This window comes from Promicromonospora sp. MEB111, assembly GCF_030209445.1.
Taxonomy (GTDB): domain Bacteria; phylum Actinomycetota; class Actinomycetes; order Actinomycetales; family Cellulomonadaceae; genus Promicromonospora.
Window position 1 is genome coordinate 23,444 of sequence record NZ_JARVSD010000024.1, and the last position, 15,913, is coordinate 39,356.

General features: G+C 72.8%; 11 protein-coding genes. 9 read left to right on the forward strand and 2 right to left on the reverse strand.

The features are described from left to right. The first annotated feature begins 66 nt into the window (after nt 1-66). Nucleotides 67-2,415, forward strand: coding sequence for a glycoside hydrolase family 3 C-terminal domain-containing protein (locus tag QRN56_RS24795; protein ID WP_285107807.1), 2,349 nt, complete (start codon nt 67-69; stop codon nt 2,413-2,415). Nucleotides 2,416-2,467: 52 nt separating this feature from the next. Here the strand turns inward: QRN56_RS24795 and QRN56_RS24800 are convergent, their stop codons facing one another. Together QRN56_RS24800 and QRN56_RS24805 are read right to left on the reverse strand one after the other, a co-directional pair. Continuing rightward, nucleotides 2,468-3,613: a GNAT family N-acetyltransferase gene (locus QRN56_RS24800; RefSeq protein WP_285107809.1), complete on the reverse strand. Its 1,146-nt coding sequence runs from the start codon at nt 3,611-3,613 to the stop codon at nt 2,468-2,470. Between the two features lie 58 nt (nt 3,614-3,671). Then, nucleotides 3,672-4,778, reverse strand: coding sequence for a LacI family DNA-binding transcriptional regulator (locus QRN56_RS24805; protein WP_285107811.1), 1,107 nt, complete (start codon nt 4,776-4,778; stop codon nt 3,672-3,674). Nucleotides 4,779-4,960: 182 nt separating this feature from the next. On the opposite strand from QRN56_RS24805, the gene QRN56_RS24810 reads away from it, so the two are divergent. The 8 genes from QRN56_RS24810 (at nt 4,961) to QRN56_RS24845 (ending at nt 15,912) form a co-directional block, all read left to right on the forward strand. Next, entirely contained in the window at nt 4,961-6,280 is a 1,320-nt protein-coding gene (locus QRN56_RS24810; RefSeq protein WP_285107813.1) for an ABC transporter substrate-binding protein, read from the forward strand. Nucleotides 6,281-6,317: 37 nt separating this feature from the next. Then, nucleotides 6,318-7,244, forward strand: a complete 927-nt coding sequence (locus tag QRN56_RS24815) for a carbohydrate ABC transporter permease (protein ID WP_502928833.1) — start codon at nt 6,318-6,320, stop codon at nt 7,242-7,244. Between the two features lie 23 nt (nt 7,245-7,267). After that, nucleotides 7,268-8,140 carry a carbohydrate ABC transporter permease gene (locus QRN56_RS24820; RefSeq protein ID WP_502928835.1) on the forward strand — a complete coding sequence of 291 codons (873 nt, stop codon included), beginning with the start codon at nt 7,268-7,270 and terminating at the stop codon, nt 8,138-8,140. A 53-nt stretch (nt 8,141-8,193) separates the two neighbouring features. Next, nucleotides 8,194-10,608: a beta-xylosidase/alpha-l-arabinosidase gene (locus tag QRN56_RS24825; protein ID WP_285107818.1), complete on the forward strand. Its 2,415-nt coding sequence runs from the start codon at nt 8,194-8,196 to the stop codon at nt 10,606-10,608. Between the two features lie 98 nt (nt 10,609-10,706). Then, entirely contained in the window at nt 10,707-11,063 is a 357-nt protein-coding gene (locus QRN56_RS24830; RefSeq protein WP_285107820.1) for an RNA-binding S4 domain-containing protein, read from the forward strand. A gap of 156 nt (nt 11,064-11,219) precedes the next feature. Further along, nucleotides 11,220-14,273, forward strand: a complete 3,054-nt coding sequence (locus tag QRN56_RS24835) for a S8 family serine peptidase (RefSeq protein ID WP_285107821.1) — start codon at nt 11,220-11,222, stop codon at nt 14,271-14,273. Nucleotides 14,274-14,366: 93 nt separating this feature from the next. Then, nucleotides 14,367-14,762 carry a hypothetical protein gene (locus tag QRN56_RS24840; RefSeq protein ID WP_285107823.1) on the forward strand — a complete coding sequence of 132 codons (396 nt, stop codon included), beginning with the start codon at nt 14,367-14,369 and terminating at the stop codon, nt 14,760-14,762. A 10-nt stretch (nt 14,763-14,772) separates the two neighbouring features. Further along, nucleotides 14,773-15,912 carry a dipeptidase gene (locus QRN56_RS24845; protein ID WP_285107825.1) on the forward strand — a complete coding sequence of 380 codons (1,140 nt, stop codon included), beginning with the start codon at nt 14,773-14,775 and terminating at the stop codon, nt 15,910-15,912. Nucleotide 15,913: the final 1 nt, after the last annotated feature.

A 15,913-nucleotide genomic window follows, 5' to 3' on the forward strand; every position in this document is an offset into this window, starting at 1 on the left:
ACTTTATTCGGCACCGCTGGACCCGGCGCGCCTGGACCTGGCACGCCTGGCCGCTAGCGTGACCGCATGACGAAGAAGTCGCGCGCCCGGGCCGCCGGGGTCTCTGCGCCTGCCCCGGCCGCCGGTCCGGCCGACCCGGCGGCGATCGTCCGGAAGCTGACCGTCGAGCAGAAGGCCCGGCTCCTGTCCGGGGCCTCGTTCTGGTCCGCCGCCGAGGCGCCCGGCGTCCCGCCGGTCTACGTGGCCGACGGGCCGCACGGCGTGCGACGGCTCGCCCCCGACGTCGGCGACGTCGAGGGGGCTCTCCCGGCCACGTGCTTTCCGCCCGCGGTGGCGCTGGGCAGCACCTTCGACGTCGCCCTCGTGGCGCGCGTCGGGGCCGCCGTGGCAGCCGAGGCCCGGGAGCGCGACGTCGACGTGGTGCTCGGCCCGGGTATCAACATCAAGCGCAGCCCGCTGTGCGGGCGCAACTTCGAGTACGTCTCGGAGGACCCGCTGCTCGCCGGGGAGATCGGCGCGGCCCTGGTCTCCGGGATCCAGGACCACGGCGTGGCCGCGTGCGTCAAGCACTTCGCCGCGAACAACCAGGAGACCGAGCGCATGCGCGTCTCCGCCGACATCGACGAGCGCACCCTGCGCGAGATCTACCTGCGTGGCTTCCAGCGCGTGGTGACCCGGGCGCGGCCCGCCACGCTCATGTCCTCCTACAACCGCGTCAACGGCACGCACACCGGCGAGGACCGCCGGCTCACCACCGACGTGCTCCGTGGCGAGTGGGGCTTCGAGGGGCTGGTCATGTCCGACTGGGGCGCCGTCCACGACCGCCTCGCCGGCATCCGCGCGGGCCTCGACCTGGAGATGCCCGCCGCAGGCGAGGCCCGGGTCGCGGAGATCGTCGCCGCCGTCCGGTCCGGCGCGCTCGACCCGGCCGACGTCGACCGCTCGGCAGGCCGGGTGGTCGCGCTGGCGCTCGCGGCGCGAGCTGCCCGGCCCGCCGCCGGGACCGCCCTCGCGGAGCGGGGCGACGACCCCGAGACCTGGCACGACGACGTCCACCACGCCCTGGCCCGCGATGCCGCGGGCCGGGCGATCGTGCTGCTCAAGAACGACGGCGGCCTGCTGCCGCTGGCCCCGCGGACGCGCCTGGCCGTGATCGGCGAGCTCGCGCGGACGCCGCGGTTCCAGGGCGCGGGCTCGTCCCAGATCGTGCCGACCCGGGTCGACGACGCCCTCGCGGCGATCCGCGACTCGGCGACCGACGTCGTGTTCGCACCGGGGTACGGGCCGGGCGCGGGATCGGCCGACGAGCTCGCCGACGAGGCGCTCGCGGACGAGGCCGTCGCCGCGGCCCGCGACGCCGGGGTGGTGCTGTTCTTCGCTGGCCTGCCGCAGTCGGCCGAGGCCGAGGGCCGCGACCGCGAGCACATCGAGCTCCCGGCGGCCCAGCTCGAGGTGCTGGACCGGGTGCTGGCGGTCAACCCGCGCGTGGTCGTGGTGCTCTCCAACGGCTCGGTGGTGCGGCTGTCCGGGTTCGCGGACCGGGTGCCCGCGATCGTCGAGGGCTGGCTGCTGGGCCAGGCGGGCGGCGGGGCGACGGCTGACGTCCTGTTCGGTCGGGTCAACCCGTCCGGCAGGCTGGCCGAGACGGTCCCGCTCCGCATCGAGGACACCCCCGCGTGGACCAGGTTTCCCGGCACCGGGCTGCACGTCACCTACGGCGAGGGCATCTTCGTGGGCTACCGCTGGTACGACGCGCGGGACATGGCGGTGCAGTACCCCTTCGGCCACGGGCTCTCGTACACGACGTTCGCCTACGCGGACCTGACGGTCGCCGCCGGGCCGGCCGACGGCGTCGTCGGCCTCACCGCGAGACTGACCGTCACCAACACCGGCGGCGTGGCCGGGCGCGAGGTGGTCCAGTGCTACGTGTCCCTGCCGGGATCCGCGGTCCCGCGGGCCCCGCGCGCGCTGGCCGCGTTCGCCGTCGTCGACCTGGCGCCGGGGGAGTCCCGGGAGGTCGAGCTGGTCGTGGACCGTTCCGACCTCGCGTTCTGGGACGTGCGCGCCGACCGGTGGCACGTGGAGGGCGGCGCCTACCGCGTCGAGGTGGGCGCGTCGAGCCGCGACCTGCGCGTCGCGGCCGAGGCCGAGGTGCCGGGGGACGCCGTCACTCATCTGCTCACACCGGGGTCCTCGGTGGGCGAGGCGATGACGCACCCCGTCGTCGGCCCCACGGTCACCGCGCTGCTCAGGGCGGCGGGCCTGTCGGACGACGTCATGATCATGACGCAGGCCATGCCCCTGGAACGGCTCCCGTACCAGCCGGGCTCGGGCGTGACCCACCGTCGGCTCCGCCACCTGCTCGGGATCGCGAACGGCCCGCTGGCCACCCTCCTCGCCCGCCGCCGCCGTTGAGTGCTGGATATTCGCCCTCTCGAACCGTTTCGATAGGGCGAATATCCAGCACTCAACGAGTCGGGAGGCGCTTCTGGAGGGCTGCCTCCGCGCCCGACGGGCGGAAGCCCAGGGACACGTTGATGTTCAGCATGTGCGCGTTCTCCTCCGCGTTGAACGTGTGCACGCGCTCGGTGTCCGGGTACCGGGCGGCCAGCTCGCGCAGGTTCACCGCCTTGACGAGCATCCCGAGCCGGTGCCCGCGATGGGCCTTGAGCGCGATGGTCTCCTCCTGGAAGACGTACGCCGGCTTGCCGTCCTGCAGCAGGAACGAGGTGCCGGCCGCGATCTCGCCGGACGGTACGTGCTCCACCAGGGTGGTCAGCAGGCGCTGGCCGCCGCTCTCGCGCTCCTCGAGGTAGACACGGACGCGCTCGGCATCCCACGTCTCCTCGCCGAAGTCGAGCTCACCCTGCGGCACGTCCGTGGACATCCGGGTCATGAGCTGGGCGTACCCCTCGTGCCACTCCTCGGGGATGCCCTCCCACGTGTGCGTCACGTAGTCGGGGCCGGCCTTCGCGCGCGCCTCCGCCTCGAACGTCGCCAGCGTGGCAGGGTCCACCGGCAGGTCGAGCCGCGACATGCGCTCCACCTGCTCCAGGGTGTACCCGCGGCCGAGAGCGAACCGGACACCGGCCGCGTCGGACGGCAGCCGCCCGGCGCCGGTGGCCGGCACCAGCGCCTCCTCGCCGTCGGTCGCCTCCCGGGCCGAGAGCGACCAGCTGAAGAAGGTGGTCCGGCCCGCGTCGGTCGCCACCCGTTCCGCCTGTTCCGCCAGGGCGCTGCCGATCCCGCGGCGCCGGTGGTCCGGGTGGACGCCCAGGTAGAGGTCGGCGGTGTGCGTGTTGTGGTCGCGCGTCATCGAGGCGTACCCGTAACCGACGACGTCGTCGGCGGTCGGCGCGTCGCCGTCCGCGCGGTCCAGGACGGCGACGAAGCACCGCTTCTCGGAGTACTCCTGGTGCAGCATGCTGCTGACGAGCTGCTGCACGGTGCGGGCGAGGTCGTCGTACCCGAGGTTCGCGGTCTCGACGGCGCGGTCCACGGCGGCGATGCCGTGGTACGCCCAGGCGTCGGGGTGGTCGGTCACGGGGGCGGCGGCCACCTCGAGGATGCGCCACGTCGTCGGCTCGGGCGCGTAGCCGGTCGGGGAGGTCATACGACCAGGGTGCCCCGCACGCCGTCGGGCGGCGAGAGAATATCGACGGCGTGCGGGGCTATGCCGACGGGGGCGCCGTGCTCGACCGCTGCACCAGCCGCGTGGGCAGGCGGGTGTGGTGGCCGGCCGAGGGGCCGGACTCGAGCATCGCGATGACCATGCGGAGCGCCTCGGCGCCCATCTCGTGCAGGGACTGCGCCACCGTCGTCAGGGGCGGGGTGGACCCGGCGGCCTCGGGGACGTCGTCGAACCCGATGACGGACAGGTCCTCCGGGACGCGCAGGCCCAGCTCCTGGGCCACCTGGATGACGTGGATCGCGGACAGGTCGTTCGCGGCGAAGACCGCGGTGGGCCGGTCGGGGCGTTCGAGCAGGTCGTGGGTGGGCCGGTCGGACCGGTCCGGCCGGTAGCCGCCCTCCAGCACCAGGCTCGGGTCCGGGGTGAGTCCCGCGGCCTCCATCGCCTCGAAGAAGCCCAGCTCGCGCAGGCGGGCCGACTCCAGGTCACCGCGTCCGCCCAGGTAGCCGATGCGCGTGTGGCCCAGGCCGATCAGATGCTCGGTGGCGGTGCGGGCGCCGCCCAGGTTGTCGGAGTCGACGGTGGCCGGACCCGTGGGGCCGGTGTGCGGGTCGATGGCGACGATGGGCACGCCGTCGTGCTGGGGGAGGGCGAGCGTGGGCGTCACGATGACCACGCCGTCGATCAGGGTGCCCGCGAGGCGGGACAGGGAGCGCCGCTCCCAGCCCACGTGGTCCGAGCGGCCGGCGTCGCCGCAGTAGGCGAGGAGCTCGTAGCCCGTGCCCGCGATCGCGGCGGAGATGCCCTTGAGGAGCTCGGTGCTGAACGGCTCGAACTCGGCCACGAGCACGCCGATCACGTTGGTCTGCCGGCGGCGCAGGCTGCGCGCGACCAGGGACGACTCGTACCCCAGGTCGGCGACCACGCCGAGCACGCGCTCGGCGGTGGCGGCGGCCACGCCGTACCGGCCGTTGACGACCTTGGACACGGTGGCGACCGAGACCCCGGCGACGCGCGCGACGTCGGTGATGGTGGCGCGGCCGGTCGCGCGCTCCTCGGTGGCGGACGGCCCGGGGGTCCCGGGGCCGTCCGTCACGCCGTCACCCGGTCCGGCGGTGGACCCGGGTGAGTCTGTCCCACTGTGCACGGAAGAGACAGTACATCCGGGCGAGGTGGTGTGTGCGACGGGCCGATCTGTTTCGAAATCGATATCGAAACCGTTTGACGAAACCATGGCGAGACTGTCACGCTCCTGCTTGACGGACCTCGTCGTCCGTCAATCGGCAGCCATCTGCCGACCGTCGATGACGACTTACAAGGGATTCCACAATGATGAGGAAAACGCGCGGCGCGGCGCTGATCGCGCTCGGCGGCTCCGTCGCCCTGGTCCTGTCCGGCTGCATCGGCGCCGGCTCCGGTTCCGGTGGCGAGGAGACGAGCCAGAACGCCGATGCCCAGGAGATCACCTGGTGGCACAACTCCAACCAGGGTGAGGGCCAGGCCTACTACGAGCAGGTCGCCAAGGACTTCGAGGCCGACACGGGCGTCAAGGTCGACGTCCAGGCCATGCAGCACGAGGACATGCTCACCAAGCTGCAGGCGGCCTTCCAGTCCGGCGACGGGTCGCAGATCCCGGACGTCTACATGAGCCGCGGCGGCGGCGAGCTCGCCGCCGAGGTCGAGGCCGGTCTCGTGCGCGACCTCACCGAGGACTCGGCCGACACGATCAGCAACATCTCGAACTTCACCGACCAGTACACCGTGGACGACAAGGTGTACGCCCTGCCGTACTCCATCGGCCTGGTCGGCTTCTGGTACAACAAGGACCTCTTCGAGGCCGCGGGTATCACCGACGTGTCGCCGAACCCGACCATCGAGGAGTTCGAGGGCTACCTCGACAAGCTCAAGGACGCCGGCACCACGCCGCTGTCCGTGGGTGCGGGTGACAAGTGGCCGGCCGCGCACTACTGGTACTACAGCGTGGTCCGCGAGTGCCCGTACGACGTGGTCGAGGCCGCGATCGAGAGCGCCGACTACTCCGACCCCTGCTTCATCAAGGCCGGGGAGCACACCGAGGAGATCATCGGCAAGGAGCCCTTCAACAGGGGCTTCCTCACCACCCCGGCGCAGTCGGGCCCGACGTCGGCGTCCGGCCTGCTCGCGACCGGCAAGGTCGGCATGGAGCTCGCCGGTCACTGGGAGCCCGGCGTGGCCGGCGGCCTGACCGAGGACGGCGCGGTGCCCGACTTCCTCGGCTGGTTCGCCTTCCCGACGTTCGACGGCCAGGGCGGCGACCCCGCCGACCAGATGGGCGGCGGCGACGCCTGGTCCGTCTCGGCCTCCGCGCCCGACGCGGCGGTCGACTTCGCCAACTACCTGCTCTCGGACGAGGTCCAGCAGGGCTTCGCCGAGCGCGACATGGGCCTGCCGACCAACCCGACGGCCACCGGCTCGCTCGCCAACGAGACCCTCGCGCAGCTCATCCCGGTGCGCGACGGCGGCGGCGTGACGCAGCTCTACCTCGACACGCGCCTCGGCCAGTCGATCGGTGGTGCCATGAACGACGAGATCGCCCTCATGTTCGCCGGCGAGGCGGGCCCGCAGGACGTCGTCGACGCCATCCAGACAGCGGCCGAAGCGGAGCAGTGAGCAGGTGACGGCACCAGCCCGGGGCGGGCGCGGCAGAGTGAGCTCTGCGTGGCGCAAGCGTCTCGAGATCGCATTCTTCGTCACGCCCGCCCTGGCGCTGTTCGCCCTGTTCGTGGTCTGGCCCATCGTCACGGCCGTCCAGCTCTCGGTGTTCCGCTGGAAGGGCTTCGGGCCGCTGACCGACTTCGTCGGCCTGCGGAACTACGTGACCGTCCTGGGCGACGACGTCTTCGTCGACTCCGTCGTCCACAACCTGATCATCGTCGGCGGGTCGATCGCGCTCCAGCTCCCGCTGGGGCTGGCCATCGCCCTGCTGCTCAACCGCAAGATGTGGGGCCAGGGCCTGCTGCGCACGATCATCTTCGTGCCGTATGTGCTCGCCGAGGTCATCGCGGGCGTGGTCTGGTTCCAGCTGCTGCAGCCGGAGTACGGCGTGATCGACGGGCTGCTCGGCGCCGTCGGCCTCCAGGCGCCGGAGCAGGGCTGGCTCGGTGACCCCGACCTCGCGCTGCTGACCGTGCTGATCGTGCTCACGTGGAAGTACCTCGGCCTGGCCGTGATCCTCTTCCTGGCCGGCCTGCAGGGCGTCCCCGAGGAGCTGTACGAGGCGGCCCAGCTCGACGGCGCCTCGTGGTGGCAGACGCAGCGCAAGATCAGCGTGCCGCTGCTCGGCCCGACCATGCGCACCTGGGCGTTCCTGTCGATGATCGGCTCGCTCCAGCTCTTCGACATGGTGTGGATCCTGACCGGCGGCGGGCCCGCCAACTCCACGACCACCATGGCGACCTACCTCATCAACCAGGGCACCCGCAGCCAGAACTTCGGCATCGCCGGGGCGGCCTCGGTGATCCTGTTCGTCATCGCGCTCGTCATGGCGGTGCTCTACCAGCAGCTCGTCCTGAGCCGGGACACGCGCTCCGACGTGGTGACGGTGAAGCGCAGCAGGAAGAAGGTGACCCGGTGAGCGCCCCGACCACGAACGTGCTCATGAGCGCCCCGACCGCCCGGAACACCGGCCGCGAGCCGGCCCGGAGGCGGCGCTCGAACGGGGGCAGCCAGCCCCTCGTCTACGCGATCGCCCTGGTGGTCGTGGCCCTGACCCTGGGACCCGTGCTCTACGGCGTGCTGGGTGGGTTCCGCACCAACGCCCAGATCGCCCAGGACCCGTCGGGCCTGCCGGACCCGTGGGTGCTCGACAACTACGTGGGCGTGCTGACCAGCGCCAGCTTCTGGCAGTACGCCGTCAACTCGGCGGTCATCGCCGTGCTGACCACCGCGATCACGGTCGTGCTCGGCGTGATGGCCGCCTACCCCCTGGCCCGGTACCGGTTCAAGGGGCGCGAGGCGCTGTTCATGGTGTTCGTCGTCGGCCTGCTCTTCCCGGCCACGGTGGCGATCGTCCCGCTGTTCATCCTCATCACGCAGAACCTGCAGCTCGGCAACACGTGGCTCGGCGTCGCCCTGCCGCAGGCGGCGTTCGCGCTGCCCGTGACCGTGGTGATCCTGCGGCCGTTCCTGGCCGCGATCCCGCAGGAGCTCGAGGAGGCGGCCCAGCTCGACGGCACGTCCCGCATCGGGTTCTTCTGGCGCGTCCTGCTGCCGCTGTCCGGGCCGGGCATGGTCACGGTCGGCGTGCTCGCGTTCGTCGGGTCCTGGAACGCCTACCTGCTGCCGCTGCTCCTGCTCCAGTCGGACATGAAGACGCTGCCGCTCGGCGTGGCCGACTTCTCGTCGGAGCACTCCGCCGACACCGCCGGCGTCTTCGCCTTCACCACGCTAGCCATGATTCCCGCCCTGGTGTTCTTCCTCGCCATGCAGAAGCGCATCGTCAACGGGCTGCAGGGGGCGGTCAAGGGTTAGGTCCCCGCCGGGGACCCGCCTTCGACCAGCCTGATCACGAGAGGAAACGTTTGATGACCGAACTGCCGGTGGCGCTGAGGGCGATGCCCGAGGTGTCGGAGCGCGTGCGCGACCTGCACGCACGGATGACCCTCGAGGAGAAGCTGGCCCAGCTGGTCGGGTACTGGCTGGACCAGGGCGGCAACGTCGTGGCACCGATGCAGGGCGAGATGGCCGGGGGCCAGGGGTCCACCGCGCTCCCGGACATCACCAGGCACGGCCTGGGGCACTACACCCGCGTGTACGGCACGCGGCCGGTGGACCCGGCGGAGCGCGCCGCGTGGCTCTGGGCCGAGCAGCGCCGGATCAAGCGCGAGACGCGCCTCGGGATCCCCGCGCTGGTCCACGAGGAGTGCCTCACGGGCCTGGCGGCCTGGAAGGCGGCCACCTTCCCGACGCCGCTCGCGTGGGGCGCGTCGTTCGACCCGGAGCTGGTCACCGAGATGGGCCGCCTCATCGGCGAGTCCATGCGGGAGCTGGGGATCCACCAGGGCCTCGCGCCGGTGCTCGACGTCGTCCGGGACCCCCGCTGGGGCCGGGTCGACGAGTGCATCGGCGAGGACCCGTACCTCGTCGGCACGGTCGGCACCTCGTACGTCCGCGGGCTGCAGGGCGCGGGCGTGCACGCCACGCTCAAGCACTTCGTCGCCTACTCCGGGTCCAAGGCGGGGCGCAACCACGCCCCGGTGAGCGCGGGCCCGCGCGAGATCGCCGACGTCTTCCTGCCGCCCTTCGAGATGGCCGTGGTCGACGGCGGGGTGCGGTCCGTCATGGCCTCGTACAACGACGTCGACGGCGTGCCGATGCACTCGTCGGCCGAGTACCTCACGGAGCTGCTCCGCGAGCAGTGGGGGTTCGACGGCGTCGTGGTCGCCGACTACTTCGGCGTCGCGTTCCTCACCGTGATGCACGCGATCGCCGCCGACCGGGGTGCCGCGGCGGCGGCGGCCCTGCAGGCCGGCGTCGACGTCGAGCTGCCCTCCGGTGACGCCTACCTCGAGCCGCTCGCCGCGCTCGTCAAGGACGGCGAGGTGCCGGTCGAGGTCGTGGACCGGGCCGTGCTGCGCGCACTGAAGCAGAAGGAGGAGCTCGGGCTCCTCGAGCCGGACGTGTACGAGGACGAGCCGCCCGCCGTCGTGGACCTCGACTCGCCCGCGCACCGCGACGTCGCCCGGCGGCTCGCCGAGGAGTCGGTGGTGCTCCTGGCGAACGACGGCGTGCTGCCGCTCGGCTCCTGGCACGACAAGCCGGCCCGGGTGGCCGTGATCGGGCCCAACGCCGACCGCCCCGAGGCCCTGATGGGCTGCTACTCGTTCGCCAACCACGTGCTGGCGCACCACCCCGGCGTGCCCACAGGGTTCGAGATCCCGTCCCTCGCCGAGGCCCTGGCCACGGAGCTCGGCGGCACGGACGCGCCCGAGCTCACGTTCGCGCGGGGCTGCGACGTCGAGGGCGACGACACCTCCGGGTTCGCCGAGGCCGTCGCCGCCGCCGAGGCCGCCGACGTGGCGGTCGTCGTGGTGGGCGACCAGGCCGGGCTGTTCGGCCGCGGCACCGTGGGCGAGGGCAACGACAGCGAGTCGCTCGACCTGCCCGGCGTGCAGCGCGAGCTCGTCGAGGCGGTGCTCGCCACCGGCAGGCCGGTCGTGATGGTGCTGCTCACCGGCCGCCCGTACGCGATCGGCTGGGCGCTCGACGGCGACGGCTCCGGTGGCCGGACGCCGGGTGCCGTGCTCCAGGCGTTCTTCCCGGGCGAGGAGGGCGGAACGGCGCTCGCGGGCGTGCTCTCGGGCCGCGTGAACCCGTCCGGGCGCCTGCCCGTGTCGCTGCCGCGGTCGGCGGGCGCGCAGCCCTACTCGTACCTCCACCCGATCCTGGGCGGGGCGTCCGAGGTGACGTCGACCGACTCGACGCCGGTGCGTGCCTTCGGGTTCGGCCTGTCGTACACGACATTCGAGCGCGAGCTCGTGTCCGTGGACCCGTCGGTCGAGGCGGGCGGGACGTTCCGCGCCGTCGTCGCGGTGACGAACACGGGCGAGGTGGCCGGGTCCGACGTCGTGCAGCTCTACGGGCACGACGTGGTGAGCTCGGTGGCACGGCCCACGACGCAGCTGCTCGGCTACCACCGGGTGGACCTGGCGCCGGGGGAGTCGACGACCATCGCGTTCGACGTGCCGACCACGCGGTTCGCGTTCAGCGACCGCAAGATGGTCCGGATCGTCGAGCCCGGGGACGTCGAGGTGTGGGTCGGCGCGCACGCGGCTGACAACGTTGTCAGGGTGGTGGCCGAGGGCATCGCCGACCTGGACGAGCCGAACGGCGCCGAGCCCGTCCTGCCGCCGTCGGCCCGCCGGGTGGTCGCGATCACGGGCGACGTGCACGAGGTCACCCCGGCCGACGCCCGCTGGGTCCGGGTCCAGCCCGACTGACCCCGTTCGTCGAGTGCTGGGTATGTGTAGCTTCCCGGCCCTGGGAACAACACATACCCGGCACTCGACGAGGGGCGAGGGGGTGGGAGGATGGAGCGGTGCGCATCGACGTCTGGCTGTGGGCGGTGCGGCTGACCAAGAGCCGGTCGGTCGCGGCGGAGCTGTGCCGGAGCGGCCGGGTCCGGATCAACGACAAGGTGGCCAAGCCGTCGGCGTCCGTCGCCGTCGGCGACCGGGTGACGTGGCGCGACCCGCTCCGGGACCGGGACATCGAGGTCGTCGAGCTGCTGCTCAAGCGCGTGGGAGCACCCCTGGCGGTCAAGGCGTACCTGGACCACAGCCCCGCCCTGCCGACGCGGGTGGAGCGCGAGGCCGTCGGGCTGCGCGACCGCGGCACCGGGCGGCCCACCAAGCGGGAGCGGCGCGACATCGACCGGCTGCGCGGACGGCGCTGAGAGCGCTTCCCCCCGCCGGGAGCCCGAACGGGTGATTTCTGGCAATTTAAGCGGTCTGCGGGCGGTCCGGCCGCTAGTGTGCGGCTGTCTTCCCTGCCGTGGCCGGCGGGGTCTCCGCCCGTGACGGGGCACCCCTCACCCTTTCGGAGCGGCCCTATGTCTCGTCGCACGTTAGTGACCCGCGCCGTCGCCTCCGCGGCGACCGTCGCGTTCCTCGCCTCCCCGGCCGCGGCCGTCGCGGCGCCCGACCCCGCCGACGACGGCGGACCGTCGTCCCGGCCCGCCGCGGCCCCGCAGGTGGCGCGCGGCGCCGTCGACCCGGCGGACAAGATCACCACCGCGGCCACCAAGGCGTTCCGCGCCGAGGAAGAGACCGACTTCTGGCTGCGGTTCGCCGGCGAGACCGACCTGTCGGCGGCCGGCGGCATCACGAGCTGGTCCGAGCGCGGCGACTACGTGTACGAGACCCTCAAGGCGGCCGCCGAGGCGTCCCAGGAGCAGGCGATCGCCGCCCTGGAGGAGTCCGGCACCGAGTACACCTCGTACTGGGCCACCAACGCGATCCTCGTCGAGGACGGCTCGCTCGAGCTGGCGACCGACCTCGCGGCGGACGCGCAGGTCCTGGAGGTGCGCCCGACGACGCGCCACGCGCTCGAGGAGCCCGAGTCGACGGACGGCGCCGTGCCCGACGCGGCGGCCACCTCGACGTACGGCATCAAGGCGATCAACGCCGACGACATGTGGGCCGAGGGCTTCACCGGCGACGGCATCGTCGTGGCCGGCCTGGACACCGGCGTGAGCCGCACCCACCCGGCGCTGTCCGCGCAGTACCGCGGCGCGACGTCGGGCAGCAACTACAACTGGTTCGACTCCACGGGCGCCGGCGCCACCAGCCCCCGGGACGACGACGGGCACGGCACGCACACCATGGGCACCATGGTCGGCACCGACGACGGCGCGATGAACATCGGCGTCGCCCCCGGTGCGCAGTGGATCGCGGCGAACGGCTGCGCCGACGACTGCGCGGACGCCACGCTCATCGCGTCCGGTCAGTGGCTCCTGGCGCCGACCCGTCTCGACGGCACCGGCGCCGACCCGGCCAAGCGCCCGCACGTCGTGAACAACTCGTGGGGCCTGTCGCTGTCGAGCGACCCGTTCATGGAGGACGTCATCGGCGCCTGGGAGGCGGCGGGCATCTTCAGCACCTGGTCCAACGGCAACGACGGCGAGTTCGGCTGCGAGTCCTCCGGCAGCCCGGGCTCGCGGCAGGCGTCGTACTCGGTCGGCGCGTTCACGCCCACGGGCGCCATCGCCCCGTGGTCCTCGCGCGGTCCGGGGCAGAGCGGCACCGTGAAGCCCGACATCGCCGCGCCCGGAGGGTCGGTCCGTTCGGCCGTCCCCGGCGGCGGGTACGAGCAGTGGGACGGCACCTCGATGGCCGCACCGCACGTCGCGGGCGCCGTCGCGCTCCTGTGGGACGCCGTGCCGGCGCTGGTGGGCAACGTGCCCGCCACCCGCGCGCTCCTGGACGGCTCCGCCAAGGACGTGAACGACACCTCCTGTGGCGGGAACGCCGACGACAACAACGTGTGGGGCGAGGGCAAGCTCGACGTCCTCGCGGCGTACGAGGCGGCGCAGGGGCAGACGTTCGCCGCCACGCCCGCACCCGTGATCCACGCGATCGAGCCCTCTGTGGGCGGCGCGCTGGTCGTGGACCCGGACCCGGTCTGGGACCCGGTGGCCGACTTCACCTACCAGTGGCGTCGTGACGGCGCGATGATCTCCGGCGCGAACAGGTTCCTGTACCAGCCGCAGCCGGCGGACGCGGGCGCGCGCATCACCGTGACCGTCGTCGGCTCCGCCGAGGGCTACCTGCCGACCGCGGTGACCAGCGAGCCCACCGAGCCCATCGGCATCGGTGACCTCGCCTCCACCGCCCCGACGATCAGCCCGACCGCCAAGGTGGGCACCACCCTCTACGCGAAGTCGGGCGCCTGGACCTCGGGCACCACGTTCACGTACCAGTGGTTCGCGAACGGCGCGGCGATCTCCGGCGCCACCGGCTTCACCTTCGTGCCCACCAGCACGCACCGCGGCAAGCAGCTGACCGTCACGATCTCCGGCAAGCGGGCGGGCTACACGCCCGAGTCGCGCACGAGCCCGGCCGTCACGGTGGGCTACGGCGCGTTCGTGATGGCCGCGCCGCGCATCTCCGGGATGTCCTACCCGGGCGCCACCGTGTCCGCGGTCGCCCCGCCGGCCACGCCCGCGCGCACCACCACCACGTACCAGTGGAAGGTCGACGGCAAGAACATCTCCGGCGCGACGAGGTCGACGTTCAAGATCCCTGCGTCGTACGACGGGCGCAAGCTCACGGTGACCGTGACGGGCAAGCGCCCGGGCATCTCGACGAAGTCCGTGACCTCGGCCCACTCCACGGTCGACGCCAAGTTCTCGGCGTCGCCCACGCCGACCATCTCGGGCAGCGCCCGGGTAGGTGCGAAGCTCACGGTCAAGACCGGTACCTGGAAGCCGTCGCCCGCGTTCACCTACCAGTGGCTCGCCGACGGCGTCCCGATCTCGGGCGCCACCAGCTCGTCGTACACCGTCAAGGGCCCGCAGCTCGGCAAGAAGATCTCGGTGGTGGTGACCGCCCGGAAGTTCGGGTACGCGACCGTCGTCCGGACCGGTGGCCCCACCGGCGCCGTCGCCAAGCCGGCCGCGGTGATCCCCGCGAACGGCGGGTACCTCGTGGGCAGCGGCAGCGTCCCCGCGGGCACCTACGTGGCCCAGGCGGGCACGCGCTTCTGCTCCTGGCAGCGTGAGTCCCGCTCGGAGGTCCTGGGCTGGGACTACGGGTTCGGCCAGCGGATCGCCACCGTGAAGTCGACCGACTACGGCTTCTGGTCCGACGACTGCGGCGCGTGGAGCAAGTACTACTCGGGTATGGCGGCGCCGAAGACGCGCACGTTCAACAACGGCGTCTACGTGCTCGGCGACCAGCTCCAGCGCGGCACCTACGTGACCACCGGTCCGGCCGACGGGGAGGGGGGCGGCTGCTACTACGCGATCATGAAGGAGTTCACCGCCGACGCGAACCGTGACCAGCTCGTGGAGTACGCCTCGGTGACCGAGCCGACGACGGTCACGCTGCCGTCGACGGCCAAGGGGTTCGAGACGGGCAACTGCACCTGGCAGCGGGTGAGCTGACGTCGCTACCGTCAGGCCTGCAGGTCACCGAGGGGTGACCTGCAGGCCTGACCTGTTTGCCGAGACCCGTCCGCACGGAGACCTGGAGGCACGTTGGCCGACACGTGGCACCCCGGCATCCGGCGCGACGTCCTGCCCGGCAGGTCCGAGGCCGAGCTCGCAGGGCTCTCGCTCGGCGCGACGGTGGCCGGGATGACCGCCGCCGTCCTCGTGCTGGTCCTGCTCTTCCTCGATGCGGGGCTCTGGGTCTGGGCGCTGGTGCCCTCAGCGGTCGCCGTCGCCGGGATCGCAGCGGGCGGCCTGCTCGACCGGTCGGCGGCCCGGCGGCAGGTGCGGGAGGCGCGGGCCGGGTACACGACCGTCGCGACCCAGCAGACCGACCTGGAGCACGTCGACGCCCGGACGGGTCTGCTCGTGCGGCACGCGGGCGAGCTCCTCACCACCTACGAGCTCCAGGTGCGGCTCAGCAGGGTCCGGGCGGCGCGGTAGCGTCGCCCGCATGACGACCGCAGACCGCCTCGCCGCGCTCCTCGAGAAGCACCCCGTCTGGGACGGGCACAACGACCTCCCGTGGGAGCTGCGCGAGCAGTCGTCCTACGACCTCGACGCGGTCGACATCGCCCAGCGGCTCACCACCACCCACACGGACCTGCCCCGGCTGCGCGACGGCGGCGTGGGCGCCCAGTTCTGGTCCGTGTACGTGCCCTCGAAGCTCCAGGGCGGCGCCGCCGTGACGGCCACGCTCGAGCAGGTCGACTGCGTGCACCGTCTGGCCGAGAGGTACCCGGACAGCCTGCGGCTCGCCCGCACGGCCGCCGACGTCGAGCAGGCCTGGAGCGACGGCCGCATCGCGAGCCTCATGGGCGCCGAGGGCGGCCACTCGATCGACGGGTCGCTGGGCGTGCTGCGCATGCTGCACGCCCTCGGCGTGCGCTACATGACCCTCACGCACAACGACAACGTGCCGTGGGCGGACTCCGCCACCGACGAGGAGGTGCTGGGCGGCCTCTCGCCGTTCGGTGAGGACGTGGTGCGCGAGATGAACCGCATCGGCATGCTGGTGGACCTCTCGCACACCTCCGCGGGCACCATGCGGCACGCGCTGCGGGTCACGTCGGCCCCCGTGATCTTCAGCCACTCCAGCGCCCGCGCCGTCTGCGACGTCCCCCGCAACGTGCCCGACGACGTGCTCGGCACCCTCGCCGCCAACGGTGGCGTGTGCATGGTGACGTTCGTGCCGCAGTTCGTGTCGCCCGCCGTGGCGGAGTGGCGGGCCGAGGGCGCCCGGGCCGCCGTGGAGGAGGGGATCGCGAACACGGACCTCGGGGCGTTCGAGCCGTTCATGGCGCGGTGGCGCGACGAGCACCCGCAGCCGCGCAGCACCCTGTCCGACGTCGTCGCGCACGTCGAGCACGTCCGGGAGGTCGCCGGCGTCGACCACGTGGGCCTCGGCGGCGACCACGACGGCACGCCCAACCTGCCCGAGGGCCTGGAGGACGTCACGGGCTACCCGCGCCTGCTCGCGGCCCTGGCGGACAACGGCTGGTCCGACGCCGACCTCGGCAAGCTGACCAGCGGCAACACGCTGCGGGTGCTGCGTGACGCGGAGTCGGTGGCGGCCCGGACCGTGGTGGGCTGAC